Annotated in this window: 24 protein-coding genes; 6 read left to right on the plus strand and 18 right to left on the minus strand. The window is 36.6% G+C overall.

The genetic code is table 11. The features are described from left to right. Nucleotides 1-360 precede the first annotated feature (360 nt). Both IWB64_RS19845 and IWB64_RS19850 read right to left on the minus strand, forming a co-directional pair. Nucleotides 361-1,626 (minus strand): glycoside hydrolase family 117 protein, encoded by a 1,266-nt coding sequence (locus IWB64_RS19845; RefSeq protein ID WP_194535953.1) that lies wholly within the window; start codon nucleotides 1,624-1,626, stop codon nucleotides 361-363. A gap of 36 nt (nucleotides 1,627-1,662) precedes the next feature. Beyond that, entirely contained in the window at nucleotides 1,663-3,444 is a 1,782-nt protein-coding gene (locus tag IWB64_RS19850; protein ID WP_226975957.1) for an arylsulfatase, read from the minus strand. Between the two features lie 380 nt (nucleotides 3,445-3,824). Here IWB64_RS19850 and IWB64_RS19855 point away from each other — a divergent pair, with 380 nt between their 5' ends. Both IWB64_RS19855 and IWB64_RS19860 read left to right on the plus strand, forming a co-directional pair. Next, nucleotides 3,825-5,309 (plus strand): helix-turn-helix domain-containing protein, encoded by a 1,485-nt coding sequence (locus tag IWB64_RS19855; RefSeq protein ID WP_194535665.1) that lies wholly within the window; start codon nucleotides 3,825-3,827, stop codon nucleotides 5,307-5,309. Between the two features lie 185 nt (nucleotides 5,310-5,494). Next, nucleotides 5,495-5,836: a hypothetical protein gene (locus IWB64_RS19860; protein WP_194535666.1), complete on the plus strand. Its 342-nt coding sequence runs from the start codon at nucleotides 5,495-5,497 to the stop codon at nucleotides 5,834-5,836. Between the two features lie 40 nt (nucleotides 5,837-5,876). Here the strand turns inward: IWB64_RS19860 and IWB64_RS19865 are convergent, their stop codons facing one another. From IWB64_RS19865 to IWB64_RS19895, 7 genes are all read right to left on the minus strand, one after another. Further along, nucleotides 5,877-6,653 carry a M90 family metallopeptidase gene (locus IWB64_RS19865; protein ID WP_194535667.1) on the minus strand — a complete coding sequence of 259 codons (777 nt, stop codon included), beginning with the start codon at nucleotides 6,651-6,653 and terminating at the stop codon, nucleotides 5,877-5,879. Nucleotides 6,654-6,702: 49 nt separating this feature from the next. Continuing rightward, nucleotides 6,703-7,941 (minus strand): cation:proton antiporter, encoded by a 1,239-nt coding sequence (locus IWB64_RS19870; RefSeq protein ID WP_194535668.1) that lies wholly within the window; start codon nucleotides 7,939-7,941, stop codon nucleotides 6,703-6,705. Nucleotides 7,942-8,357: 416 nt separating this feature from the next. Beyond that, complete coding sequence (locus IWB64_RS19875; protein WP_194535669.1) at nucleotides 8,358-8,816, minus strand: hypothetical protein; 459 nt, start codon at nucleotides 8,814-8,816, stop codon at nucleotides 8,358-8,360. A gap of 56 nt (nucleotides 8,817-8,872) precedes the next feature. Next, nucleotides 8,873-9,394 (minus strand): lipid-binding SYLF domain-containing protein, encoded by a 522-nt coding sequence (locus tag IWB64_RS19880; protein WP_194535670.1) that lies wholly within the window; start codon nucleotides 9,392-9,394, stop codon nucleotides 8,873-8,875. Between the two features lie 102 nt (nucleotides 9,395-9,496). After that, nucleotides 9,497-9,868 carry a hypothetical protein gene (locus tag IWB64_RS19885; RefSeq protein WP_194535671.1) on the minus strand — a complete coding sequence of 124 codons (372 nt, stop codon included), beginning with the start codon at nucleotides 9,866-9,868 and terminating at the stop codon, nucleotides 9,497-9,499. 109 nt (nucleotides 9,869-9,977) lie between these two features. Beyond that, on the minus strand, nucleotides 9,978-10,436 hold the full coding sequence (locus tag IWB64_RS19890; RefSeq protein WP_194535672.1) for a universal stress protein: 459 nt from the start codon (nucleotides 10,434-10,436) through the stop codon (nucleotides 9,978-9,980). Between the two features lie 49 nt (nucleotides 10,437-10,485). Further along, nucleotides 10,486-10,851 (minus strand): arsenate reductase family protein, encoded by a 366-nt coding sequence (locus IWB64_RS19895; protein WP_194535673.1) that lies wholly within the window; start codon nucleotides 10,849-10,851, stop codon nucleotides 10,486-10,488. A gap of 338 nt (nucleotides 10,852-11,189) precedes the next feature. Here IWB64_RS19895 and IWB64_RS19900 point away from each other — a divergent pair, with 338 nt between their 5' ends. The 3 genes from IWB64_RS19900 to IWB64_RS19910 all read left to right on the plus strand — a co-directional run bounded on the left by IWB64_RS19900 (nucleotide 11,190) and on the right by IWB64_RS19910 (nucleotide 12,395). Further along, on the plus strand, nucleotides 11,190-11,648 hold the full coding sequence (locus IWB64_RS19900) for a hypothetical protein (RefSeq protein ID WP_194535674.1): 459 nt from the start codon (nucleotides 11,190-11,192) through the stop codon (nucleotides 11,646-11,648). Between the two features lie 73 nt (nucleotides 11,649-11,721). Further along, the gene (locus tag IWB64_RS19905) at nucleotides 11,722-11,934 is read left to right on the plus strand and encodes a hypothetical protein (RefSeq protein WP_194535675.1); all 213 of its coding nucleotides are present in this window, start codon (nucleotides 11,722-11,724) and stop codon (nucleotides 11,932-11,934) included. 77 nt (nucleotides 11,935-12,011) lie between these two features. Continuing rightward, complete coding sequence (locus IWB64_RS19910; protein WP_194535676.1) at nucleotides 12,012-12,395, plus strand: hypothetical protein; 384 nt, start codon at nucleotides 12,012-12,014, stop codon at nucleotides 12,393-12,395. 64 nt (nucleotides 12,396-12,459) lie between these two features. Here the strand turns inward: IWB64_RS19910 and IWB64_RS19915 are convergent, their stop codons facing one another. From IWB64_RS19915 to aceB, 4 genes are all read right to left on the minus strand, one after another. Beyond that, complete coding sequence (locus IWB64_RS19915) at nucleotides 12,460-13,650, minus strand: pyridoxal-phosphate-dependent aminotransferase family protein (RefSeq protein ID WP_194535677.1); 1,191 nt, start codon at nucleotides 13,648-13,650, stop codon at nucleotides 12,460-12,462. A 25-nt stretch (nucleotides 13,651-13,675) separates the two neighbouring features. Further along, the gene (gene rraA / locus IWB64_RS19920; RefSeq protein WP_194535678.1) at nucleotides 13,676-14,152 is read right to left on the minus strand and encodes a ribonuclease E activity regulator RraA; all 477 of its coding nucleotides are present in this window, start codon (nucleotides 14,150-14,152) and stop codon (nucleotides 13,676-13,678) included. A 122-nt stretch (nucleotides 14,153-14,274) separates the two neighbouring features. After that, nucleotides 14,275-15,882, minus strand: coding sequence for an isocitrate lyase (locus IWB64_RS19925; RefSeq protein WP_194535679.1), 1,608 nt, complete (start codon nucleotides 15,880-15,882; stop codon nucleotides 14,275-14,277). A 210-nt stretch (nucleotides 15,883-16,092) separates the two neighbouring features. Next, nucleotides 16,093-17,691, minus strand: a complete 1,599-nt coding sequence (gene aceB, locus IWB64_RS19930; RefSeq protein ID WP_194535680.1) for a malate synthase A — start codon at nucleotides 17,689-17,691, stop codon at nucleotides 16,093-16,095. Nucleotides 17,692-17,817: 126 nt separating this feature from the next. Here aceB and IWB64_RS19935 point away from each other — a divergent pair, with 126 nt between their 5' ends. Continuing rightward, nucleotides 17,818-19,293, plus strand: coding sequence for a helix-turn-helix domain-containing protein (locus tag IWB64_RS19935; RefSeq protein WP_194535681.1), 1,476 nt, complete (start codon nucleotides 17,818-17,820; stop codon nucleotides 19,291-19,293). A gap of 114 nt (nucleotides 19,294-19,407) precedes the next feature. Here the strand turns inward: IWB64_RS19935 and IWB64_RS19940 are convergent, their stop codons facing one another. The 5 genes from IWB64_RS19940 to rhaM form a co-directional block, all read right to left on the minus strand. Then, nucleotides 19,408-20,451: a family 43 glycosylhydrolase gene (locus tag IWB64_RS19940; protein ID WP_226975958.1), complete on the minus strand. Its 1,044-nt coding sequence runs from the start codon at nucleotides 20,449-20,451 to the stop codon at nucleotides 19,408-19,410. Between the two features lie 43 nt (nucleotides 20,452-20,494). Continuing rightward, the gene (locus tag IWB64_RS19945; RefSeq protein ID WP_194535683.1) at nucleotides 20,495-22,096 is read right to left on the minus strand and encodes a sulfatase; all 1,602 of its coding nucleotides are present in this window, start codon (nucleotides 22,094-22,096) and stop codon (nucleotides 20,495-20,497) included. 9 nt (nucleotides 22,097-22,105) lie between these two features. Then, on the minus strand, nucleotides 22,106-24,016 hold the full coding sequence (locus IWB64_RS19950) for a glycoside hydrolase family 97 protein (protein ID WP_194535684.1): 1,911 nt from the start codon (nucleotides 24,014-24,016) through the stop codon (nucleotides 22,106-22,108). Nucleotides 24,017-24,036: 20 nt separating this feature from the next. Next, on the minus strand, nucleotides 24,037-25,599 hold the full coding sequence (locus IWB64_RS19955; protein WP_194535685.1) for a sulfatase family protein: 1,563 nt from the start codon (nucleotides 25,597-25,599) through the stop codon (nucleotides 24,037-24,039). 104 nt (nucleotides 25,600-25,703) lie between these two features. Further along, a complete protein-coding gene (gene rhaM / locus IWB64_RS19960; protein WP_194535686.1) occupies nucleotides 25,704-26,018 on the minus strand; it encodes an L-rhamnose mutarotase in 315 nt (104 codons plus the stop codon). Nucleotides 26,019-26,188: the final 170 nt, after the last annotated feature.

Consider the following 26,188-nt stretch of genomic DNA (forward strand, 5'->3'; position numbering starts at 1 on the left):
GCGAACGATAATTTCAACTAGGCCGATTGTTGTTTTTCTAAAAGGGGGAACATTTAATATCATTCTATCATAAACAACAGTAATTGACCTTTTTCAAACTTCCTATCAGACATATATCGTCCGCATTTTAATGAACTAAATTGTGATTTCTTTAATTTGCTTACACCAAAATTACGGCATCGCTCTAGTTAAAATTTGATATTTTAGGTGAGTACCGTTTATCTACACTTGAAACCTAATTACCTATAGACGAATGGAAATTGGAAATGAGAAGTAGCTACTTATTCTGATAAAATCCGAGCATAAAAAAAAGAGCACCATAAAATGATGCTCCTTTAAATACGTTTGTTAAACTATTAATTAGTTCTTTAAACTCTCAGATTGTATACGTTCCTTCTGTTTTTTACTTAATCCCTGTCTGAAGTACACGTCAGGTTTATGTTTAACCCGGTGCTCTTTCATTTCTTCATCGTGTATATCCAAGCTTAAATCACAATCAAAACGCACCAGTTTTGAATGGAATTCACCTTTTCCTCCTAAATTAATAAAATGGGCCAAGCCCCAAGTAATCCCACGACCATCCTCTGTATTCGTAAAAGCATCCGGCACATGGGGCGCAGCGGCATAAGGCATCAATTCCGTTATCGAAGCAATTTCAAAATTAACCCAGTCTTCTGCAAATTGAATTGTATTATGCTCTGGACCATCTTTATACACCAAAGCCGCTACTCCCTTTCTAAAAGGAAACAATGAGGTTTCATGCCCCGAGGTTATCACAGGATTCAACGGGTGCTTCTTAAATGGCCCTAAGGGACTATCCGCTATAGCAAGTCCTTGCATGCGTACCTTATCCGGCTTTTCACCAAAGTCTGATTTATAATAAATATAGACCTTACCATTATGTACTAACGGATAGGGATCATGAATTGAATACTGGTCCCATTCTCCTTCTTTTCCGTTTTCAATCACAATCTTGTTATAAGGCGTCCAAGGGCCTTCTGGTGAATCTGCATAAGAAACTGCAACAGGACAATCGTCCCCTCTTTTACCACTGGCCTCCATGAAACCTTGGTAATAGAGGTAATACTTTCCTTTCCATTCTAAAATATCCGTAGTGGTTACAGACCGCCAACCCACCATAGGCTTTTGGGGTCTTTTAATAGCCACACCTTGTTCTTCCCAAGTAAAACCATCTGTAGAAGTAGCATACCAAATTTCCGATAAATCCCAATCTGAAGACGGAATAGTATCATTGCTCATATCTGCTCCCCTTGGCGCTGTAGAAGTGTTCCTATACGTATACCATACATAGTACTTCCCATTATGTAAAAGTGTTTTTGATGGATCTCTTCTTGTAATTGTACCATCGTGACCGTTATAATCAAATCCTTTTAACTCCGTATACTTAAACTGACTAAACAGCTCGTTGTGCTGTGGTTGCGGGGCTTCATAGTCCGTATAAATGCGCTCCATAGCAGCACTCATTTTTCTATTGGGTTTTTCTTTTGGTAATACAAAAGGGAAACCTTCTTGCTTTTCAGTAGGTTCTACTACTTGCTTTTCAGATTGTGCTTTGCATGTGCTTAGCACAAAAAGCAACAGAAATAAGGAAATTATATTCTTCATCATATGGTCTAGTTATATTTTTAAAAGCTCTGTTTATTATTTGCCTAGGTATTCAATGTAGGTGTAATACACGCCAAAGGTTTCTCCCTTTTCAATGAAGTCATTTACCAGCATAGTTTTGCCTTCTTCTAGATTTAAAATAAAATCTGCGCTCTGCATATCTCCTTCAACAGTTTGTTCTTTAATTTGATTAGCAATCTGAATACGCACTTTCTCTGGATGCATAGTTTTATATTCATACTGGTTTTTTGGATTCTCCGTAGGAATACCCAAAATAGGTCCAGCACATTCTTTGGGCCAACGCATACACGATATTTTATACCTGCCGGCTTTCTCCACTTTTATTGGATGTGTATTGTTTCTATTTTTCATTCCTGATGCTACTTGCTCAGGTTTCCAGATTCCACCGTCTTCTCCAATAGCGTGCTGGATGGTTAGCTTAATTTCCTTTTGACTGTCATTCCCAATAGTACTCACCGGAAATTGCTGGTATTCGTAACCTGATTTTGCCACATCTAAAAACGCCTTGTTTTGAGACAAAAGTCCTTCTACCACTTCCTTATTTCCTGATGCTACATCTATATCTTGATGTTTATCGGCCTCTATATCGTAAAGCTCCTTACCGTTTACCAATCGCCATTTCTCATTTAGTATAGCGGTATCTTCTTTATCATGCGGCGTACGATAATCTTGACGAGTATGAACAAACACTGTTCTTTTATCATCTAACTTTCCGTTATTAAGTAGTAAAGGCGAAAAATCGATTCCATCTAACTTCATGCCTTCAGGAATTTCAAGATTACAAAGTCCGGCTAAAGTGGGGATCAAATCCACATGTGCCGTTAATTCATTCAGGTCCTTTCCTCCTTTTATCTTCCCATCTTTCCAGCGGATAAAGAAAGGAACCCGATGACCTCCTTCCGTACGTTGGCCTTTTCTCCCTCTAAACCCTTTATTGAACCCTAACTTACCATCTTCACTAAGCCCTCCTCCAGAACCATTGTCCGTCATGTAAATCAGTATGGTGTTATCTGCTAGTTTTTTCTCTTTTAAGTAAGCTTCTAGTTTTCCAAAGTTCTCATCTATATTGGTTATCATTCCGTAGAATTCAGCTCCAACAATTTTATCTCCTACTAAATGCCGATAAGGAGCCGCGTACTTTTCTGTAACAATAAAGGGGCTATGAGGTGCATTGGTTGGTAGGTAAAGAAAGAACGGAGCATCTTTATTTTTGTCCATAAAACCCATGGCTTCTTGAAACCAAACATCTGTACAATACCCTGAAAATTGTTTAGGCTCGTTATTAACGTAATACACATCATCATTATAACTGTTTCCCCAATAATCGGATAGCTCTCCTACTCCACCTGCTTTATGATGTAAAGCTACATCAAAACCGCTGTCTGTAGGTCTTGACGGATAATTGTCTCCCAAATGCCACTTGCCGAACATGGCGGTTTTATACCCGTTCTTTTTAAATACATCTGCCATGGTATTTGCATTTTCCGCTAAAGCATCGCGGCCTTTGTAAGTTGCCCACGTACCATTATTTACCGGATACCTTCCCGTCATTAAAGCTGCACGGGTTGGTGTACACATAGGGCTTACATGAAAATCGGTCATGCGCACCGCTTGTTTATAGAACTTATCTATGTTAGGTGTCTTTATCCATGGATTACCATGACATCCTAAATCACCTATACCTTGATCATCTGTCATCACCAAAATTACATTAGGCGGTTTCTCTTCTTGTGCAAATCCTTTAGTAACGAATAATGCTACTAATAACATAAGTGCAGTGTGTCTAAATCTATTCATGAACATCTTAAATTTTATCATACTATAGCATGGTAATTTTACATTATTTCGATTTTCTTATTTGTATTAGTGCAACCACATGCATACCTCTCAAAACTAACTATAGAAAATGAAAAAATGGTAAAAACGCACTTTACAAATATTATACAAGTGTATATTTGCCCTTAATTATAACTATAATCATATTTTAATTTAATATCTTGATTTGAATACCTCAACAAAAACACACACCTCTGTATTACAGAACACTACATATAATTACCATTCTATTCTTCATCACAGAAATTGGAATTTATCAAACTATAGAATCTAAAAATAGTATACACGACAGCACTTCCTATTATACAAATCGGTTTAAGGAAGCTATAGCAGATTCAAATTTGTTTCCTACCGAATCCTATCAAATTCTTGATAAATCTAAAGTCTATTTTGAAAGAAAAAAAGATACAAGTGCAGCGGTAAAATGTCTTTTGGCTATGGCCGAAATTGAAAAAAGAAAAGGAAAATTTAGTAAGTCTTTTGACCACCTTTGGCAAGCTAAATATTTAAGTGACCAAGCTCATAATAAAGCTCAAAAAGTTCAAATACGAATTAGTCTGGCTCGTCTTTACGATGAATTTAATATGAACGAGCAATCTGTTTTCTATCTAACGGAAGCCTTGGAAATTTCAAAAAAATTATACGCTCAAGATTCTACGCAAATAGATAATCTTATTTCTAGCTATATGTATATGGCCGTACGGCAAAGAAAAATGGGGAACCACCAAGAAGCGCTGCAGTATTTAGATTCTTGTTTTGTTACTCCTTCCGTTGCCCTAGAAAAAAGTATAGAAATGCCTTTTTGGGATGCTGAAAAGGGTAAAATTATGCAAGAACTACATCAGTATAAAAAAGCAAATACCTTTTTACATTTATCTCGCAACAATACGTTAGGAAAAAAAGCAAGTTACAGGCCCAACATCTCTTTGTATTTAGGCGATTTAAAAAAAGACCTTGGCCAAAAAGATAGTGCCCTATTCTTTTACAATGAGAGTTTAGCTCTGAGCCAAGATCAAGGATTCAGGAACGATTTGGAAACAGAAGTTTTGCGAAAAATATCTGAAGTATATTCTGCAAACGGAGATACCAAACTTGCCTATGACTACCTTGTTAAGTCAACAAATACCGCTGACCAGGTCCTACATAATAAGAACCAAACTAACAGCGAGCTTTTTCAAATAAAGGATTCTTATTTAAAATCTATTTCAGAGAAAAATGCGCAATTAGAACAAAAAACACGGACTATTGAAAAGAGTAATACCATTCAGTTTAGGCTTAAAATTATTCTCTTTTTACTAGTTCTATTAGGTCTTGTTTTAGGTGTTGTTTTTCAGATGCGCCTAAAGCTCAAAAAGACCCTTCTACATAAAAAAGAAGCTGAACTCAAAACGAAATTTATAGAAGAGCGTAGCAATAATGAAATAGAATTAAAGAGCAAGGAGCTCACTTCTTATGCAATACAATTAATAGACAAGGATACTGCTATAGATGAACTTTTGAACCTACTAAAAACAGAATTCTCCCCTCATTACAAATCCCTTTTTAGTAAATATAAAAAGGGGTCTAAAGACCTATGGAATGAATTTAACCTTCAGTTCACCCAAGTCAATTCAGCATTTTATGATAAACTAAAAGAACTACATCCTAAACTTAGCTCAACAGAACAGAAACACTGTGCCCTCATAAAACTGAATTTAAGTACAAAAGAAATGGCTAGAATCCTGAATATAGAACCCCACAGTGTTCATGTCTCACGTTCTAGAATACGTAAGAAAATGGGGTTGAAACGTTCGGAGAATTTGGAAAGTTATATTGCTGATATTTAGTTAATCCAATACTTTCTATAGATTTTATGCAACCAAACATGTCTAAGATTGTTTAAGAAATAGTAGTATTTACCATTGTAATTCATAACTTTAACTACTTAACTAGCGGACGGTTAAGGTTTTTTATTCTATTAATACTCCTTAGTCCAGACCATAAGAAAATCAACGACTAAGACATCTGAACTATGAAAAAATTAATACCCCTTCTTATTCTTGTTCTATTTGTAAATATACTGCAAGGCCAAAGCGAAGACAGTAAAATAATGCACATGATAGATGCTTCCTACGACAGTAAATCTGAGCTAGGCTACCTTTTTATAAGTCGGTTAGATGAAAGTCCGATAACTTTCAATATAATTAACCATGAACTCCTCCAGAAATTTAACTTAAACGATGACTCTCTAAAGGGTTCTACTTTTAAAATTACCTATGGTACTGAGAAGTTATACCCCGAAGAAAACAACGCACAGAACAGCGTGCCATTAAAAGAGAAAAAAATTATACTGAATTTAGAACAAATTGAATAAGTAGAAAACAATTAAACAGCACTTGGTTATGAAGTATACGTTAGAAAGAATGACGGTACATTTTCTTCATTAATTCATAAAGTTCAGGGTGCTTTTTCTGAAATGCCTCTGGATTATTGAAGAAATATTCGCTGGCAACGCTTAGAAATTCTACCTCGCTAGTAGCACCGTAAGGGTTAATGTCAGACTTATTTTTCCTAATATCATCTATTTCCTTATGCATCAATTTTAGCCAAGGGGCAACATATTGCTTTTGCATTAGACTTTCGGGAATACCATCAATTGCGCCATCGGCCTTATCTATTAAGTGAACAAATTCATGAATACCCACATTAGTGGTAGAATTTTCATTTGCAAATCCAGCATGCAACGCGGGCAAAGACAAAATCATCAAACGGTTCATACCGCCCGAACCTACTTTTCCTAAAATATTACGCCCTTCACCCTCAGTTTGGTGTTCATCATTAAAACTTCCTTTATATAGCAAAACTTCGTTAATATTCCGGTAGCGTAATTCTGGAAATCCAAACAACGGTATTACAGCACTTGCAGCTACTAACAAACGATCGGTATCATTAATTTCAATTTCTACACCCGTAATAGTTACATCATCAAAAAAGTATAAAATTTCTTCTTCAAAACGGAACCTATCTTTGGGAGATAAATCTGTATAAAATGATACTTCTTTGTTAAGGATATTGCGCCAAGCTGAATTAAAATTGTTCAAATTAACCGTTTTCTTATAGAACCAAATCCGCCAGATGATAAGTGTGATTACAAGAAAAAGGGGCAGAACGACAAAGAAATTAGTAGACATAATTTATATAAAGTAGATTGAATATAACATTTTATGCAATCTGGTGTTCTTATTTTGTTAAACGAAGAATAACTTTTTCTAGCGTTAAACCTTGTACAATTATAGAAAAAATTACCACTAAGTAAGTTATAGGCACGATATAATCCCATGAAACAGTCTGTGGCAAGGAAAGTGCCATTGCTATGGAAATGCCTCCTCTTAAGCCTCCCCAGGTCATTATCAAAGATGTTTTTGAGTCAAAATGCAGCCATTTTTGCAATACAACTATCAACATTCCTACAGATAGAAAACGAGATAATATTACCACAAAAGCAGCTAAAACACCAACGATAATAATTTGCTGCGAAAACGGGATCAGTACTATTTCCAAGCCTATCAACACAAACAAAATAGCGTTGGACAGGATATCTATCAACTCCCAGAATTTATCCACATAATCTACCGTATTTTCTTTTTTCTCTTGACGATAGGTTTTGTTCCCAATAAAAAGCCCGGCAACAACCATACTAATCGGTCCCGAAACACCAATCTTGCCAGCCAATGCATAACCGCCCATTACCATACCTAAAGTTATGAGCACTTCCGTTTCATACGAATTGATTTTTGAAATTGCCCTATGTGCAATCCGTCCTAGAATATATCCAAAAAGTAAGCCTCCTCCAATTTCTACTAAAAAATTTTCTGCAATACCCAACGGATCAATACCGTCCAAATTACCGGCGTTGGCAAATTGTAATAAGGTTAGAAATACCACCACTCCTACGCCATCATTAAAAAGACTTTCGCCTACGATAGTAGTTTCCATAGATTTTTTTATGCCAATTTTCTTTAATACACCCATAACCGCTATAGGGTCTGTTGGAGAAATCAGGGCACCGAACAATAAACAATGAACTAGAGGTAAAGGCATACCTATTTGTTGCAAAACCAAGAAAAAAATGCCTCCTATTAAAAAAGTAGAAATCACCACGCCTAAACTGGAAAAAGCTACGATTTTCCATCTTTGTGATTTCAGTTCAGTGATATTTACGTGCACCGCTCCCGCGAAAAGCATAAAGCTTAATAAGCCCTCCATCAATAAATTTTTGAAATCGATTGTGCCTACAATATCCTTTTCAAATTTTATCAGCTCAGGAAAGAGTTTGGATAAACCGAGTATCCCCAACGAAAAAACAATGGAAATAATCATGGTGCCTATAGTAGTCTGTAATTTTAAGAACAGAGAATTGATGTACGCGAAAATGGACACCAGCACCATGAAAATACTAATAATCGTAAATAAATCCATGTCTTAAATTAAGCTGTTAACAATTGTACTAAATTAATTACATCCACTACTGATTACCTATTCTACTTGCCAAGAATAGGTGTTGATGTCAGCACGGCAGTGCAAATAAGTAATCTGGGCTTAATGGCAAAAGTAATCTAACCCCTTCAAACCCCACTTCCATTATATAAAACTAAAGCTCATGTTTCTATAATTTTTATTGAAATCATTAGAACTTTATTCTTTACAGCACATTATCAAATATCCTCTTATCAAAAATCAACCATATCGTCTCAAGAAAATCCCTCTTTTTTGTTCGGAAAAAAAAGAAACCCGGAAAATTAAATCTACGGCCGCTCTTTGGGCAATGATTTTATTCACCGGGTTTGAATAAAAAAAACACTTCTTTGATTTAAAATTTAATCAATAAAGAATTATCAATATCTAAACTCAATACTGGTCAATTGTTGATCATACTTCAACAGCCAATCTTTTATTTTTTGTGCGGAATCTTCATCGGTTTTAGAAGAATAATAACTGCCGTCAGGAAGCTCTATCCATAAAGTCAACAATACGCCGTTCTCTGAGTAATTGGGGGCGAAACGTGTATGCAATACCACCAATTTTTCACCTAACATAGGAAGTCTCACATGTTCACTCTCAAACTCCACATTACCTTCATTGGCAGAAACCAAATAGGTCTTACCCTTATGCTCCTCAATAAATTTTTGCCATTGATAGTATACATTACTTTCGTTCTGGCCAATAATATTAGCCGTGAAACTAGTGGCCATTTTATTGTAAGGCATATTCTGCTCCGTAATTTCATATGGGTTTTGAGCATTGACCATTAGCATACAAAAAAGCATTATTGCACCTAGTAAGAATGTTTTCATGGTTCTTCTAAATTGAATTTATGATTTCCTTTTTTGAAGAATAATCTTCCCTCTTTCTAAAAAGAACTGTACTTAAATTTTTGCCCACCTACGGTAGCCTTTGCCATAAGTCCTGATTTAGGTAGGGTAAAAACCGCAACACCATCCTTATATTTAGCATTCGCAGCCACTCCGGATTTAAGGGCCACAGCAGAAATTTGAGCCGAAAATTCAAAATTATCTTCTTCAAATTCCATTACATCATCTTCACTTTCAAAGAAAATGACTTCAATAACAGATTGACCACCAGCTTGGAAACCCACATCTAGTTTTTTAAGATTAGCCATACCTTGTGCAGTGCCTTCTTGATAGAGCACGCCGTTACCCGATGCTGCGCCAACTAAAAAACCACCTTCACCAACATTTGGAAATATGACATAACCGGCAGAGTTTTCAAAAAACGTATTAATATTGGCATCGGTCTTTACTAATTCCTTTTTTGCCTTAGCGGCATCTTTAATAATTTTTTTATCCTTTCTTGTCTGTGCAGACACAACAAACGTCATGCTCAATGCAAGTACTATTGTAATTAGTTTCATCTTCTTTTTTTTATTATTACTGTTCTCGTTTGGGTTTAAAAATGAGTTCCCTATTCCCTATTTTTAATATTATTTCATTAGAAAATACGTCTAATGATTCACCTAATAAGCTTCAATACGCCCCATGGTTCCAATAATGACTCTTAACTTAAAAGTTTTTTTAGTCTCCGTTCCATTAGTGTAATCTATTTTAAGCATATCCTCTCCCGTACCCACAGTCTTAAAATTAAACGTAGATTCCGTATTTTTCCCACTAGTCTCCGCTGTAACTGGTTCCGCAAGTTTTATATGATTATTTTCTGAAACAATACGCCATTCATATTCAGGAAAATCTTCTCCTTGCAGGTCAATTGTAAACACATCGTTCTCACTCAATTCAATAGTAGAACCACTATCCTTATTTGTTAAGGGGCTGCTACAACTTACTGTTAGCAGTAAAATCGAAAAAACTAAAATTGCGTTTCTTTTTAACATGGGTGGTTAATTTAATGTTGACCCTATTCTTTCAAACTGGAAAATGGAGCCGTATTCATATTTTTTTGCAGAAAATAAAGGAACCTGTATTTTCTATCCTTTTATATTATTATTCAACTTTGGTTGGCACTACCAACAAAGGTGTTTTCGTATGCTTTACAATTTTTACAGCGGTGTTACCCATCAGCACATTTTCAAAAGAGCTATGGCTGTGTGTACCAATTACTAATAAATCCATCTTATTCTCATTTACATACTCTAAAATAGCCTCGTCAGCTTCGCCTTCCAAAACAGCTGTCTTTATTCTTCCTCCACCTAAATGTGCCGCTGAATCTGTAAGAAAGTTATTGGCTCCCTGCATCAGTTCTTGTACCAATTTCATAGAGCCTGTGTTAAAGGGACTTTCATAACCCAAAAACGGAGAATAGTCAATGGCATAATAGGAAGCATCAGAAATGACATGGACCAAAAAAATCTCTGCATCCAAGGCCTTGGCATAAGCATACCCTGTTTTTGCTACTTTTTCTGCTGATGGATTATAATCCAATGCAATACATATCCTTTTCATATCTTTTTTAATTAAATAATTACGAATCTCATACTAATTAATGAGCTGCTTATAATCGTGATAAATCGCTAGGGGTCTCTACAAATATGCTTTTATGACCACGAATAGCAATTGGTTCTTTAATGAATTCCGGACTCTTACGCAGCAGCTTGATCCAATCATTATCCGACAGGTTCGCATCATTGAACTCAGACGGAAAGTCAGGATAATCTTTATTAACCAATCCTTCTAGAGGTACAGACAGACGCTCGGCTAATTCTTCCAATTGGGTTCCGGTAAATATATTTTTAAGAATATCTACGTCCCGTACTGGTAGTCCCTCTCCTATTGCATACGCCAATGTTTTTTCTGCAGACGCTCTGCTAGGATTGTAATACAAAACAATTTCATATTCTGATGTGGCTAATTCTGGCATAATCTTTTTAGGATTTATATCAAGTTAATGTTGCCTTATTCTAAAGATTTGGAGTAAGTCTTCTCCCAGTTTACAGCTATGTCTTTACTATTAATTACTCAAAATTATAAAGTTTGACATGTTGATGACCTGACATAGATCATGTTGTGAATTATTTATGAAATTCTGTATAATTAATGATATTTTATTTTGTGAATATGCCCCTATTGGTCATTTGCCCTAATACAAAACAATATAAGTTTACTATTACCTCTTTATCATGACCTACGTCATGCTTTCATCATAACAATCTCAATACATTTGTACTAGTCCAGTTGTATAACCTAAATAATTCCGTTGTGAGCAATTTTAGAAAAAGACCGAAAGACAGCTATATTCAAGAAGCTGATTGGGCAGAATTATATGTTCTAACAGAGCATTGGAAATCTGATCTTGAATTCTATAATGATGACCTTAAGTTTTTACACCACCTTATTGATAAATATTTTATGTGGATCTCTAAAAAAGAAAACATAGATATGGTGCGACAAATTGAAGTTGGATTAGTTGAGATGGATAACCAATCTAGCAAATTACTACAGCACGTAAATACAAACTTGCACCATTTGGCTGAGTTAATGGATAATCCGTTTGCTTACGACTCCAATAAGTTTAGGACAGAGCATCAACAAATAGAAGATGACCTTGCCTCTTTTGTTAAGAGCTTTAGAAAAAATAGAAAAGCAGTTTTCTCCATTACGGAACATGTAATAGATGCGGAAGAAATGGTACGACGTCTAAATTTAATTCCAAAATAAATCATTTAGAATTGTTGTGTAAATTTCATCATTAGTACAACATATATAATTTAGAAGATTTAATACTCATAAAATGAAAGATCTACATAAAATACTAAATCAAATTACACAGCTTACCACCAATATTGAAACCAATTATCCGGAGCTTTATCGTTCCCTGGATGAAAACCCTATGACCCTACCAACAAAGAACCATCCACATATCGACAAAGAGGTAATGCAGGAATATTTGGAAGATTTAAAAGAACTGCTTCAGCATCATTTAGACACTCATAAAAAGAAGTAATTTAAGTTATAAAAATTGGATCGCTGTCCTATTCGTGTTATCAATAAAAACTGATTATAGAATTAAAACAAAACATCATGGTAGACGTAATTTATAATTCTGACCTACATTTTGAACACACCTTGTGGACGTCAGAACTAACCTTTTGGGAAGGCGAATTAAAATCATTGGAGAACAAGCTAAAAGAATTAATAAGCCATTGGACAGATAAAGAAGTACTCGCAAAACTAGAGCATTATAAGGATGTATTTACGCTTCAAAGTGATGTCGTTAGGGATATCAAAAAAAGCATTAAACAACATGAGATAAACATTTTAGACCATACACCTAATGGACATGAATCCATGGATATCCCCAGGGTAAAAGAACACCTTAAACTTCGTAGCAAAATGGAAACCCAACGAGAAGCGTATGGAAATCTAAAAAAAGAATTCTTCCAATTTTCAAGCGAATATTTATAAGTTTCAAAAAACTCATATGGGCTAATATTATCCACATGAACTTTAATGATTTAAGGTCTTCCCATTAAATAACTAAGGCTATTCGCTTAGATTCTAACAATGTATCTTGAAAAGCTTGCAGGCCTTTTCCAGACTCAAAAGAATGGCCTAATTCTAATAACGCCATTTCCAAGGCACTCAAAACGGTTACTAAATCACTAGAAGATACGGAGCCCATATGACCTATTCTAAAATAGGAGGTTTTCATTTCCGTAAGTAATCCTCCAGCAATAATAACATCATAATTAGCGATTTTTAAGCGTAATTCCGCCCCATCAATACCTTTGGGATAATATATAGCTGTTAATGTATTGGCCGTAATTTTTTCTGTTTTAGGTAATGTCTCTAAATTAAGTGCTTTAATTCCTGCTCTAAAGGCTTCTGCTAAATTTTTATTCCTTTCCACCCTGTTGGCTATCTTCTCTGCACATATGGTTTTTAAACTGGTTTCTAAGGCTACGATTAAATTAACGGCAGGTGTTCCAAAATAAGAAGGGCGTCTTTCTTCATAAGCTTTCATAATCGGTAACCAATTGTTCCAGTCAGAATAGTAGCTAGATACGGGTGTTTTTCTATTTTCCCAAATCTCCATTGCTTTTGGGGAGGCTACTAAAAGTGCTAGACCAGGAGGTACGCCTATTGCTTTTTGAGAACCAGTCAGAACAACATCAATACTCCATTCTTCTTGTTTAACTTCTTCACCCGCAACAGAACAAACACCGTCTAGAATACTTAAAACATCATATTTTTTGGCTAATTGAGCTATAGGTTCGGGGTCAACAAGAACTCCAGTAGAGGTGTCTACATGAGTCATGGTTAAGACTTTGTATGATTTAGACCTCAGCTCATTCTCAATAGCCTCAAGAGATACAACTTCACCAACGGGAGCTTCCAATATTGTTGTATTTGCTCCATATCTATCTAAAATATCCTTAAACCTTTCTCCGAAGTATCCGGTAGAAATTACAAGGGCATTATCTCCCTTTTCTATAAGATTGGCCGCAGCCATATCCATAGCTAATGTTCCTGTTCCGGCAACTATAAAAGGCTGTCCGTTTGGTGCCAACCAAACCTCTCTCATCATCTCTAGGCTTTTTCCAAAAATTTCAATAAAATTTGGTGCTACATGACTGGTAGTTGCCATACCCATGGCACGTAAAACTTCTGGCTCAAATTCTATTGGGCCAGGAATCATTAATAATTTTCTACTTTTCATATCTTTAATTTTATTGATGAAATATTTATAAAACGGCTTGTTCGCTCAATAGTATACCATCCGTATCTACGTACACGTAATGATCGGGAACAAATGTAACCCCACCAAAATTTACAGGAATATCATTCTCCCCCATATTACGTTTAACACTCTTAACGGGGCATGTATTTAGAGCCCTTACACCCACATCCATCGTATTAATTAATTCACTATCACGAATACAACCGTTAACAATAATTCCGGACCAATTATTCTTTAAAGCCAATGCGGCAAGTTGGTCCCCGACTAAGGCACAACGCAAGGAACCTCCACCATCTATAACCAAAACTTTTCCTCCACCTTTTGTTTCTAATTTTTTGCGCACCAAAGAATTATCTTCAAATAATTTTAAGGTCGATATTTTTCCCGAGAAGGTCTTCTTGTTTCCAAAAGATTTAAAAAGAGGGGTCGCACATTCAAAAATTCCGATGTTTTCGTCCCAAAGATCTGCTGTAGTAAACATAGACATCTATATTAGTTATAGTACAAACTTTTAATGCATTGAAATAGAATAAATACGTGTTATGAAAATAATGATAAAGACGAAGTACGTATACGTCGCCTTTATCATTAAAATTAGTAAAACTATCTAGATAAAACAGCTTCTCGCTTCTCCTTTTTATCAATAGAAAACTGATTACTCGTGTTCTTTTCGCCACCTGCTTTTAAGGCTTTATCACCAGCGAAGAAGGTTTTGTGATCGTCACCCAAATCAGAACCGGCCATACGTTGGTGTTTTACACAAGACACTCCTTTACGTATTTCTTGGCGCTGAACATTATCTACATAGGCCAACATTCCCATATCACCAAAATAGCCTTCGACAAGATTGTTCATTTGTAATGCTGTTGTATGATATGTTGGCAAAGTAATTAGGTGATGAAAAACACCTGCATGTAAAGCGGCATCTTCTTGAAACGTTCTGATCATTTCATCTGCACGTTCAGACAGTTCTGTTTTATCATATTTAGCATCCATCAGCTCTGCCCTATCATACCCCAATATATTGTCACCAGCTTCTTTCATAAGGTCATATGCCTGTTGTCTAAAATTAAGCGTCCAATTGAAAGATGGTGAATTATTATATACCAACTTCGCATTAGGTACTTCCTCTTTTACTCTGTTCACCATATTTGCAATCTGGCCTACATGTGGTGTTGGTGTTTCTATCCAAAGTAAATCCGCTCCATTCTGCAGACTGGTTATGCAATCAAGTACAACTCTATCTATATTAGAGTTTGCTTTAAACTTGTAGAGTCCGTTAGGCATACGAACGGGACGAACCAATTTACCATCCCGCTTTATCAATACGTCGTTCTCTTTTACATCTTCCATAGAGATTTCTTCTGCTTCTATAAAATCGATATACTTAGAAGCTAAATCTCCTTTTTCCTGAGAAACAGGAAGTTTCTGAGTTAAGCCGGCACCTTCGGAATCTGTACGAGCTACGATTACACCTTCATCTACACCTAACTCTAAAAACGCATAACGTAAAGCATTTAGTTTTGCTATAAAATCTTCATGCGGTACGGTTACCTTACCATCTTGATGACCACATTGTTTGGCATCTGACACCTGATTTTCAATCTGAAGCGCACAAGCACCCGCTTCAATCATTTTCTTTGCCAATAAATAAGTGGCCTCCTCATTACCGAATCCCGCATCAATATCTGCTATAATAGGAACTATATGCGTTTCAAAATTATCAATCTCATTCTGTACATCCTCTCCTGCATCCAGACGGTGAAATAAGTCATTTAATTCAACAGCATCTGCTTGTCTTAAAAATTGATAGATTTCTTCAATTAATTTAGGCACCGAGGTTTTTTCGTGCATGGACTGATCGGGCAAAGGACCAAACTCTGAACGCAATGCCGCTACCATCCAACCAGAAAGATATAAATATGATTTATCTGTAGTACCGTGGTGCTTTTTTACCGCTATCATTTTTTGCTGCGCCACAAAACCGTGCCAGCAACCTAAGGACCGGGTATAGTTCATAGGGTTTGCATCATAATCTGCCATGTCTTTACGCATAATGGACGCCGTGTATTTAGCAATATCCAATCCTGTTTTAAATCTGTTCTGAATAGCCATTCTAGCCGAATTCTCTGGGTTTATGGCTGCCCAAGTATTTCCGTGTTTAGCTTTTAAGTTACGTACAACATCAAGAGCTGAATTATAATTTGTCATAATAGTGGAGTTTTAAGAGTTTTGATTAATTAATGACGTAAGTCCATTTCTATTTCCTGACCCGCTGTAATGCAACGTGTTGCTAATTGACCATTCGGTAACTAAAGCTTTAGATTTTTTTAAAGTTTTCATACTTTTGTTTTACGTTATTATTTATTAATAATTAGGACCCTGTAATAGATGTTCGCGCATCTGCAGGGTTCTTTCTTTTTAGATATACTTATATGCCGGTATCGTCAAGAACTCTTCAAAATCATCGGCTAAAATCAATTCTTGAAATAGTTTAAAAGCCCTTTTAAACTGAGTTTCCTTTATTTTAGAAGGCCCCACTTCTGTAAGTATTTTTTCGACTTCTTCATCAAAAATGGTATTGAAAAGGGCATTATCAAATTTTCTACCGTCTTCAAGAACAGCCTCTTTATTTAACCAATGCCAAATCTGTGTTCTTGAAATTTCTGCTGTCGCGGCATCCTCCATTAAGTTGTATAACGCTACAGCTCCATTACCTCTAAGCCAAGCTTCTAAATACAAGGTTCCTACATTGATGTTTTTACGTACGCCCTCTTCAGTAACCGTACCTATGGGAAGTTCTACCAAATCTGCAGCGGTAATGGATATATCATTACGTGTAACATGCAATTGATTTGGGGTTGGCATGTGCTTATTGAACTCGTTCATAGCCACCTCTACTAAATCAGGATGTGCTACCCAGGTACCGTCATGTCCATTTTGGACCTCTCGCTCTTTATCTAACCGAACTTTTTCTAAAGCAGCTGAATTAGCATTCGGATTATTCTTAATTGGAATTTGGGCTGCCATACCTCCTATCGCAAGAATCCCTCTTTTATGACAGCGCTGAATTACCAATTTTGAATAGGCATCCATAAAAGGAGACGTCATAGTTACTTGATCACGATTGGGGACCAAAAAGTTAGGGTGATTTCTGAATTTTTTGATAAAAGAGAAAATATAATCCCAACGGCCACAGTTTAAACCAACGATATGGTCTTTAAGTTCGTATATAATCTCATCTAGTTGATGGCTTGCAGTAATGGTTTCAACCAATACAGTAGTTTTGAAAGTCCCTTTTGGTACACTAAGGTATTCTTGGGCAAATTCAAAAACCTCGTTCCACCAGCGTGCTTCTAAATAGTGTTCCAACTTTGGAAGGTAAAAATATGGGGCCGTATTATTTGCCATCATAGTTTTAGTATTGTGAAATACATAAAGTCCAAAGTCAAACAAACTGGCAGATATTTCATTTTCTTTAATATGAATATGGCGTTCGTTTAAATGGAGACCTCTTGGGCGCACCAATAAAACAGCTGTTTCCGTATTTAAAGTGTAAGACTTGTCTTTTTGCCGATTGTAAAAATCAATTGTTTTTTTGTTGGCATCAATTAAGTTCTGCTGCCCCTCTACACAATTAGACCAAGTAGGCGAATTACTATCTTCAAAATCTGCCATAAAGGTTTTAGCGCCTGAGTTTAGGGCATTGATTACCATCTTACGATCTACAGGACCGGTTATTTCTACACGACGATCTTGTAAATCATGCGGGATGGACGAGGCTGTCCAATCAGATGCTCTAATACTTTTGGTTTCAACAGGAAATTCAGGAAACTTTCCCTTATCAAAAAAAGCTTGTTCTGCCTTTCTCCTCTCCAAAAGTGATAATCTTTCATTATCAAAACGCTCATGGAGGGCCGTTAAAAAAGCCATAGCTTCTTCGGTCAATACCTGAGGATAGTAATTTTTTACTTCCGCATTAAACTGCCATTTGGTAAATGTTGTTGTTCTATTTTCCATATCTCGATTGTTTTATGAAACAATATTAAAATAAAGTTTTCACATATTCTAGCGAACGTTCGCTAAATTTTAAACTTTAACATAATTTACAATGTTCGCATAATTGATTATCTTTGCTCTTGAACTATGGAAGAAGAATACGTTAAGCTCATTTTTGGACTGAAATTAAAACAGATCCGCACCGAAAGAAATCTATCTCTGTTTGGATTATCAAAGCTTGCCAAACTATCAAAATCGTATCTGAACGAAATTGAAAAAGGCAAGAAATATCCAAAGACCGATAAGATTATTATACTATCAGAAAAATTAGATATTCCTTACGATGACCTCGTTTCTTTAAAATTGGATAAGAATCTTGCCCCTATTGGTGAAATTTTACAATCCAAGATTCTAAAGGAAATTCCATTGGAACTTTTTGGAATAAAAGAGAGCAACCTAATTGATATTATTGCAAACGCGCCTGATAAGGTCAATGCCTTTATCACTACTATAATTGAAGTTGCTAAACATTACAACTTTAATAGGGAGAGTTTTTACCTTTCCTCTTTACGCTCCTACCAACAGTCTAACTATAATTATTTTGATGATTTAGAACAGAAAGTAGTTAAGTTTTGCAAGGCATATCAGATAGATTTGAAGTCTCCAGTATCATCTAAAGAACTAGAAGAGGTTCTTGTTGAGGAATACGGTTACACTATAAATAACAACGATTTAAAAAAGCACAAAGAACTTTACGACTTGCGCTCTGTCTTTGTACCAAAAACTAAAACCTTATTACTGGCAAGTGATATAGATGAGGCGCAACGCACTTTTATATATGCCAAAGAAATAGGCTACAACTACTTGGATTTTGAGCAACGTCTTTACACGTTTCCATGGATTAAGTTTGAAAATTTTGATCAAGTGCTGAACAATTTTTACGCCTCCTATTTTGCCGGCGCACTTTTGTTGCCTAGAGCGGCACTGGTTAACGAGTTTTCAACACTCATTAAAAAAGACACTTTTGACAAGGTAGCTTTTATAAAGATTTTTTCCTTTTTTGCGGCTTCACCGGAAACTTTCTACCAACGTTTAACAAATCTACTACCACAAGATTTTAACATTCAGACGCTATTTTTTTTACGTTTTACCCATGACGTAGGAAGTAAAAATTATTACCTGACAAAAGAATTGCATTTACCCAGTCAACAATCTCCTCATAGTAATGAAACCAATGAGCATTATTGTAGAAGATGGGTTTCATTAAAGGTGCTAGCTGACATCGATAAAAGTAAAGAAGATCATGCTTTTGATATACAAATATCCAAATACCCGGATGATGACGTCTCATACCTGGTATTTTCTTCTGCCACAAAAGATCCATTTAAAAAGGATCAATATAGAAGTATTAGTATTGGTCTGCTTATCAATAAGCAATTGAAAAAGAAAATGGCCTTTTTAGAAGACCCGAAAATAGACACACAAATAGTTGGTAACACCTGTGAACGTTGTTCTATAATGGACTGTAAGGAGCGAGTGGTAGCTCCAAAAATCTTAGAGAAAATCAAAAAAAACAAAGTAATAGATGAAGTAGTTTCTGAGCTGACGGCCAAATTTAGCTAGGCGTTTTTCAATAATCGCCTGAATTAGGTATTCTGATACTAAGGAGTGATATACATCTTGAATTTCAATGAATTGCCCCAAACCGGGTCCCAAGTATTATCAGTGGAGATAAACTTAGTGTTCATTACTTTTACTTTCAAAACGAGCAAAATAAGCCAATCCTTTTCCTCCCTTCAGTGAAATACCCCAACCAGGAATTTCGGTTTTAGGATTTCCGTTTTCTAAATGAGGACGATACAAACCTGGTGCTCTGGGAATATTTACAAGGCTGTCTTGTATAACGGAAAAACTCACTCCGTCTACTGCAAAATTTATAGTCTTATTTATTGAAGCTAACGATGCAACGCCACCACCCTTTGCCCATATCAGTACCTCATGACTTTTGTCCAACAATGGCCCATCATGCTTTTCAAAAGGACCTTCTGGACTATCTGCATACGCTACGCTCATTTGCGTTTTACTTGGCCCTGATTTTCCATGTATGATAGATCTCCCCTTGTAAAACAGCCATACTTTATCATCCTTAACTAACATGCTAGCGTCATCTATTCGGTAACTATCAAAGTCAGATGCTACGTTGCTAATCTCTAGTACAGGGTTGTTTTCTACTCTTATAAACGGTCCGTCTGGACTATCTGAAACTGCAAGACCTATTGCGGTAATGTCTGTAGTTGAGTTGTTTTCAAACTCGTTTTTCGCATTGTCTGGGGTGGGTTTTACTCCAGTATAATACAAATAATATTTTCCTTCATAAGCTAAAATGTTTGGCGTAAAAACCGAATGATTATCAAACGCTCCTTCCTCTCCTACGCCTAGCGCCATACCTTGCTCCTTCCACGTGTAGCCTTCATCTTCTGAAGTTGCATACCAGATAGTTCCCCAATAACCTGCAGTTTCCGGACTAACCATACGCGTATACCATACGTAGTACGTATCAACTACTTTTATGATATCACTATTATCCCTTTTATTATATAAGAAGTCTTTTCCAATTCCTGTTATTTCCTGATAAGAGAACTTTATAGAGTCGATTTCTGTTTTTACATCCTCCTTCGCATTTTTTTCCTTTTTTACAGAATTACAGGACGTTATGCAAAAAACTAATACCATTAGAATTCCCAAACCAGATTTTACTTTGTTCATTTTCAATTTATTCATTGTGATTATCTAGCTCTAGAAAAAATGATTATTTTGAATTGTTTTAGCGTGCACTACCCCACCAATCTTTATTCGGTTGCCAGTCGGGTGACAGCATTTCTTGGCGTTGTTTTTCCAATCGCGGCATCAATATATTTCTATTGTCTTCCAGTTTTTGTTTGCATTCAGTTTCGTTCCATGAAGTGTCTTCTTCGGCATATTCGGTTTGCATAGATTCTAACCAAGCCAAGAGTTCTTTTTTCATTTCAAGCGACAGTGTTTCTTTTTCTGTAGAGAGATCAATAGTTTCTCCCAAATCTGAATTTAGATCATAAAGTTCCGTGTGACTGTCTTCCCAATAATGAATGATTTTCCAATTTCCCTTCCTCATTATGGAAACAGGCTCTCCACCTTGGTTACCGTAATGCGGATAGTGCCAATACAAAGGTCTTTCTGCAATACGCTTCCCTTTCAGCAATGGCTTAAGGCTTACTCCATCTGCATGATGTTTCGGCTGAATAGGAATATCTGCTAAATCTAAAAGGGTAGGAAACAAATCAGCACCAGAAACGGGTACTTCATTTTTAACACCTTCTTGAAGCATCCATGGCACATATATAAAATAGGGAACACGCAATCCACCTTCCCATTGATAACCTTTACCTCCACGAAGATCAAGTTGGTTAGTGGAAAAATTATCGCCCGAGGTAACCCCACCATTATCAGAAGTAAAAACCACTATTGTATTCTTATCTAGACTAAGGTCTTTTAAAGTTTGTAGAACACTACCAACGGCTTCATCTACCTGTTCTATTAAACCGGCATATACGGGATTGTCTTGGTTCGTTCTAGCAGGTAGCACTCGCTCCATTTCAAAACCTTTTTCGGTAATGCCCATACTATCCGCCTTATCTCTATATTTTTTCCATTTAGTTTGAGAAGTCTGTATAGGGGAATGTACAGCGTAAAAAGAGAGGTACGCTAGAAAGGTTGAGTCTTTTTGTTCACGGATAAATGTGGAGGTTTCTTTAGCTAGCTTCATAGAAAGCGACATCCCTTTTTCCTCCGGATAATCCGTCATTTGTGGATTATTGAAAGGAGAAAAATAACCGCCACTATAGGGGCCACCTTTCTCATACCCTCCTTGGTTGATATCAAAACCATGGTCTGTTGGAAGTGAATGGTCCGTTTCGCCTCCTAAATGCCATTTCCCTGCAAAAAAAGTAGCATACCCATTATCCTTCAGTACCTCTGGCAAAGTGACATCCTTTTGATCTAAGTGATGTTTATACTCCGGTGGCAATAATTTGGTATACCGATTCAATTCTTTCCAAGCCTGCCCAGATTTAGCTCCCTCATATTGGGTAATTCCATGTCTTGCAGTAAACTGTCCGTTCAACAAACTCGCTCGGGACGGACTACAGACAGCACAAGTGGCATATCCATTGGTAAATATGGTGCCCGACTTTGCCAATCCATCAATATTTGGAGTTTCGTAATATGAACTGCCCATAACACTTAAATCCGCATAGCCCAAATCATCAACTACAATAAAAAGGATGTTCGGTTTTTTAGTTGGCTCAGCTATTTGCTTTTGGTTTCCACAGGAAGCCAAAAACACCGTACAAACACAACTTAAAATAGTCTTTATGATATTCGCTCTCATTATCATTCTTTACTTCTTACTAGGCCTAATCCACATACAATGTCCTCCCCCGGGTGCTATTTGGGCATTAATAACATCTCCTTTTTTAACCTCTCCTTTTCGTACACGATAAGCTTCCGGATTTGTTTTAAAATGAGTCTCCTCCGTATCTTCATAATACGTAATATCATACTCCTTTCCGGCTTCCAAAAAATCCAAAGCAATAGGCAAAGTTCCTCCGGGCTCATTATGCACGGAACCGATAAACCATGACTCGTTATGCCTTCTTGCTGTAGAAATATAGGCATCCATTTTGGCATGGAGTATTTTTGTTTCATCCCATTGCCCCACGGGCATTTCCCTAACAAACTCAAACAGGTCGCTTTTTTCGGTATAGGCTTCCGGAGCATCTGGAATACAAACGAGCCCGCTAAAAATAATCAAGGTTCGGGCTGCTTCCGCAGTGACCGTGGTATACAGGTTTTTGGCTTTCGGTCCTTTTTCCCTTTCCCCTGCATTAACTCCGGTTATATCAAAGACACCATTGTTCATATCCAACGGACCTTGCAAAGCATTAATCAATGCCATTCTAATAAAGGCTTTTGGGGTGAAAGCCCGTCTGGAGTCTTGTTGGGCGTGACAATGTTCCTTTGTTATGGCATTAGGGTATGTTCTTGTAACTCCCGTAAACGGCACCGGACTATCGTGAAAGTCAATTAACAGTTCGCTTTTTGCGCTCATCTGAATGGCATCTCTAGTAAAGGAAACATTGCTCCCCATAAAGCCGTATTTAATTCCTTTGGCACCCAATTCTTTATAATACGGAAAAAGTGCAGCATCTCCGTAATTCCCTTCTCGTCTATCATAATACAACAATATGGACACGCCTTTCTCTTCTGCATAGTCCATTACCTTTTTTAAATCAAGTTTATCGGACATTTCAATATGTCCTTCAGAAACATCGGTGTACCAAGCATCATCAATCATAAAGTATTCAACACCGTTCTCAGCGGCAAAATCGATAAATCGAAAATAGCTTTCCGTATCTATTCCGTAATTGAATCCATCTGCTGTTGTATACCCATGTACACGCCAGTCCCATACCGTTTTTCCGGGCTTAATCCATGAAGTGTCTTTAAGAGCTAATGGCGCAGCTACGTTTTGTGGTACGTTGTTGGTAAGTAAATCACCTATGTTTTCTTCCAAAAGTATCAAACGCCAAGGTGTCACCAGTTTTTTTCCTTCGGAAGTAAATTCGTTATTGGAAATGAGTTTTCCTTTTTCCTTATCGTATACAAAATCGATAACGGAAAAACCCGGAGCACTTACCAAATCAGATTCAAGAAGTGAGATATATTTGCTTTGCTTGGACTCTATTACCAAAGGCACTTGCCAACGGTACGGAATTGAGTCCATCTGCGCCAAATCATTCAAAACAATAGGACCTTTGGGCATACTTTCTCCAGCCGGCATATAAACTTCATCGCTTACAGAGAGTCCATATTCAATATAGAAGGCAGGTGCTGCATCTACTATCAATTCATTAATTACGAAACGAAAAGCACTGCCGCCATCATAGGCACGAATATATAAAGTGGCAGGGCCACCCTCATAATCTAAGGATACCTCTAACTCATTATAGGTATCTTGAATCTCACTGAATTGCCCCCAAACCGGGTTCCAAGTATTATCAACGGAGCTCACCTTGGTGTTCGTTATTTTCACTTTTGTATTCGGAAAAATGGACAACTCGGAATTTTGAACTAGCTGTTGTCCATTCATAGACATCCCATAGTTTAGTGCACCATCAGTATTATCAATTGTCAATTCAATGGATTGGTCTGGGGATTTTAAAACATACGTATTCGTTTTACTGCACGCTTCCGTAATAATCGCCAAGAGTAAAATCACACCAATTACCAGCCTTTTTCTACTATGCATGTATTGAAGTTAGAGTATTATTAATTTACAATCATTTCAATTTGTTTCCACCCTTCCATACCATCATTCTCTTGGTTCTTTCCAGACGTACTACGACCATCAAGAATGATTTTTTTAAGGGCTTTTTTTAGTTCTTTGGTTTTTTTAGGGTTGTCCGCTATTAAATTTTTGGTTTCACCTATATCGTCTTTTAAGTTGTATAACTGCATATCCGGCAAATCAAGCTTCTCTTTTTCTACATCCTGTGGTCGCGGATAACTCCAACCACCAGAACCCGAACAAACACTTAGTTTCCAATCCCCTTGTCTTATGGCAAAAGATCCATCAATAGAATGATGGACTGTATATTCGCGCATATCTTCATCCTTATCGCCTTTAATCAAAGAAAGCATACTGTAGCTATCTTCCGCTTCTGTATCTGGAATTTGGTATCCCGTCAATTCTGCACATGTTGCAAAGAAATCGGTTGTACAGATAACCTTATCGGTGCTTGAATTTTTTAATCCTTTACTTGGCCACTCCACAATAAAAGGAACGCGGTGTCCACCTTCAAATATATCTGCCTTTGTTCCTCTATAAACATAACTTGGGTCATGGTCTACTTTTTCAAGCTCTTTAAAATCGGCTTTTGGAGAACACCCATTGTCACTTGTAAAAACTAGAAGGGTGTTTTCTGAAATACCTTGTCTTTTAAGTGTCTCCCGTATTTGACGAACCACATCATCTACTTGCATTACAAAATCTCCGTACATATTGGTGTTACTCTTGCCTAAAAATTCCGTAGTTGGTAAAATTGGGGTGTGCGGGGCAGGTAAAGGAAAATACAGAAAGAAAGGCGAAGTTTCCTTTGCATTCTTCTCTATATAATCAACAGCTTTATCCGTTAAATCCTGTAATACATTGGCATGCACAAAATCGTCTGACGTTAGCCCTTTTCTCCAAATACCCTTATCATCTACTGAAATCGTAGTTTTAGTCGGCACCATGGTTGGCATATCGTTTTCTATGTACACATAGGGAGCCATGTCTAGCGAACCGCAAAAACCAAATGAGTAATCAAACCCATGTGTAGACGGGCCATTTTTGACCGGTACTGCAAAATCCACCTTTGGGTTAGCATTTAGTTTATTATGCTTCAAATTGGCATCTTTATCTTCAATTGCCCAATCCCAACCAAGATGCCATTTTCCGATATAAGCCGTGGCATATCCTTGTGTTTTTAGCATTTCGGGAACGGTTGTGCGCTCTTGCTTTATTAATGACTTGGAATACCCGCTTAACACGAAACTTTTTAAGGAACTACGCCAATTGTAACGTCCCGTTAAAATACCGTACCGGGTTGGGGAACAGACCGCAGATGATGTATGAGCGTCTGTAAACTTAACACCATTTGCTGCCATGGCATCCATATTTGGTGTCGAAATTTTCCCATTAGGATTAAATGCCTTTACATCACCATACCCTAAATCATCTGCTAGGATATAAATAATATTTGGACTTTTATCTTGACTAGCAATAGGACCAAAAGCCACGAGTACATTGAATAAAATGAGTAGAAAATTGATTGTTTTTTTCTTGTTCATGTGTATTAGTTTAGAAAAGTAATGAGTGGTGTTTTACCCCCTCTGATATTGATATTATTAGAAATGATAAATCTTTCTGAAATATTAAAAACAACTTGGATAATCTAGGACATATGAAAAAGATGTTTTAAATCTATAGAAACGGGACTATCATCTGTATTTGTTTCCATGAGACCTGCCATATGTTTCCACCATTTTTTACAAACTTCAGTATCACCTAATGCATTCCATTTCTCTTCAGATTCTACCTCGGCATAACCAAATAAAAAATGCGTCTCGGAATCTAGAAAAATATTATAATTATGAACCCCGTGTTCTTTAAGTAGCTGTTCTAGTTCAGGCCAAATAGGATTGTGCCTTCTTGCATATTCCTCTATATTATTAGGATATACCTTCATTTTGAATGCTTTTCTAATCATTTTTTATTGGATTAGGTTTAGTACTCTTTTACTTTATTTCCTACTTGTTCATCACATTCAACCATTAAACTAAAATAAACGCACTTATTTGAATCGATATAACCCATATTTCATCAACAAAAAATGGTTCAAATAAACTAGGGGGCAAAATGACCAAAGCCACTTTACCC

Origin of the sequence: Zobellia nedashkovskayae (assembly GCF_015330125.1) — a bacterium.
GTDB classification, from domain to species: Bacteria; Bacteroidota; Bacteroidia; order Flavobacteriales; family Flavobacteriaceae; genus Zobellia; species Zobellia nedashkovskayae.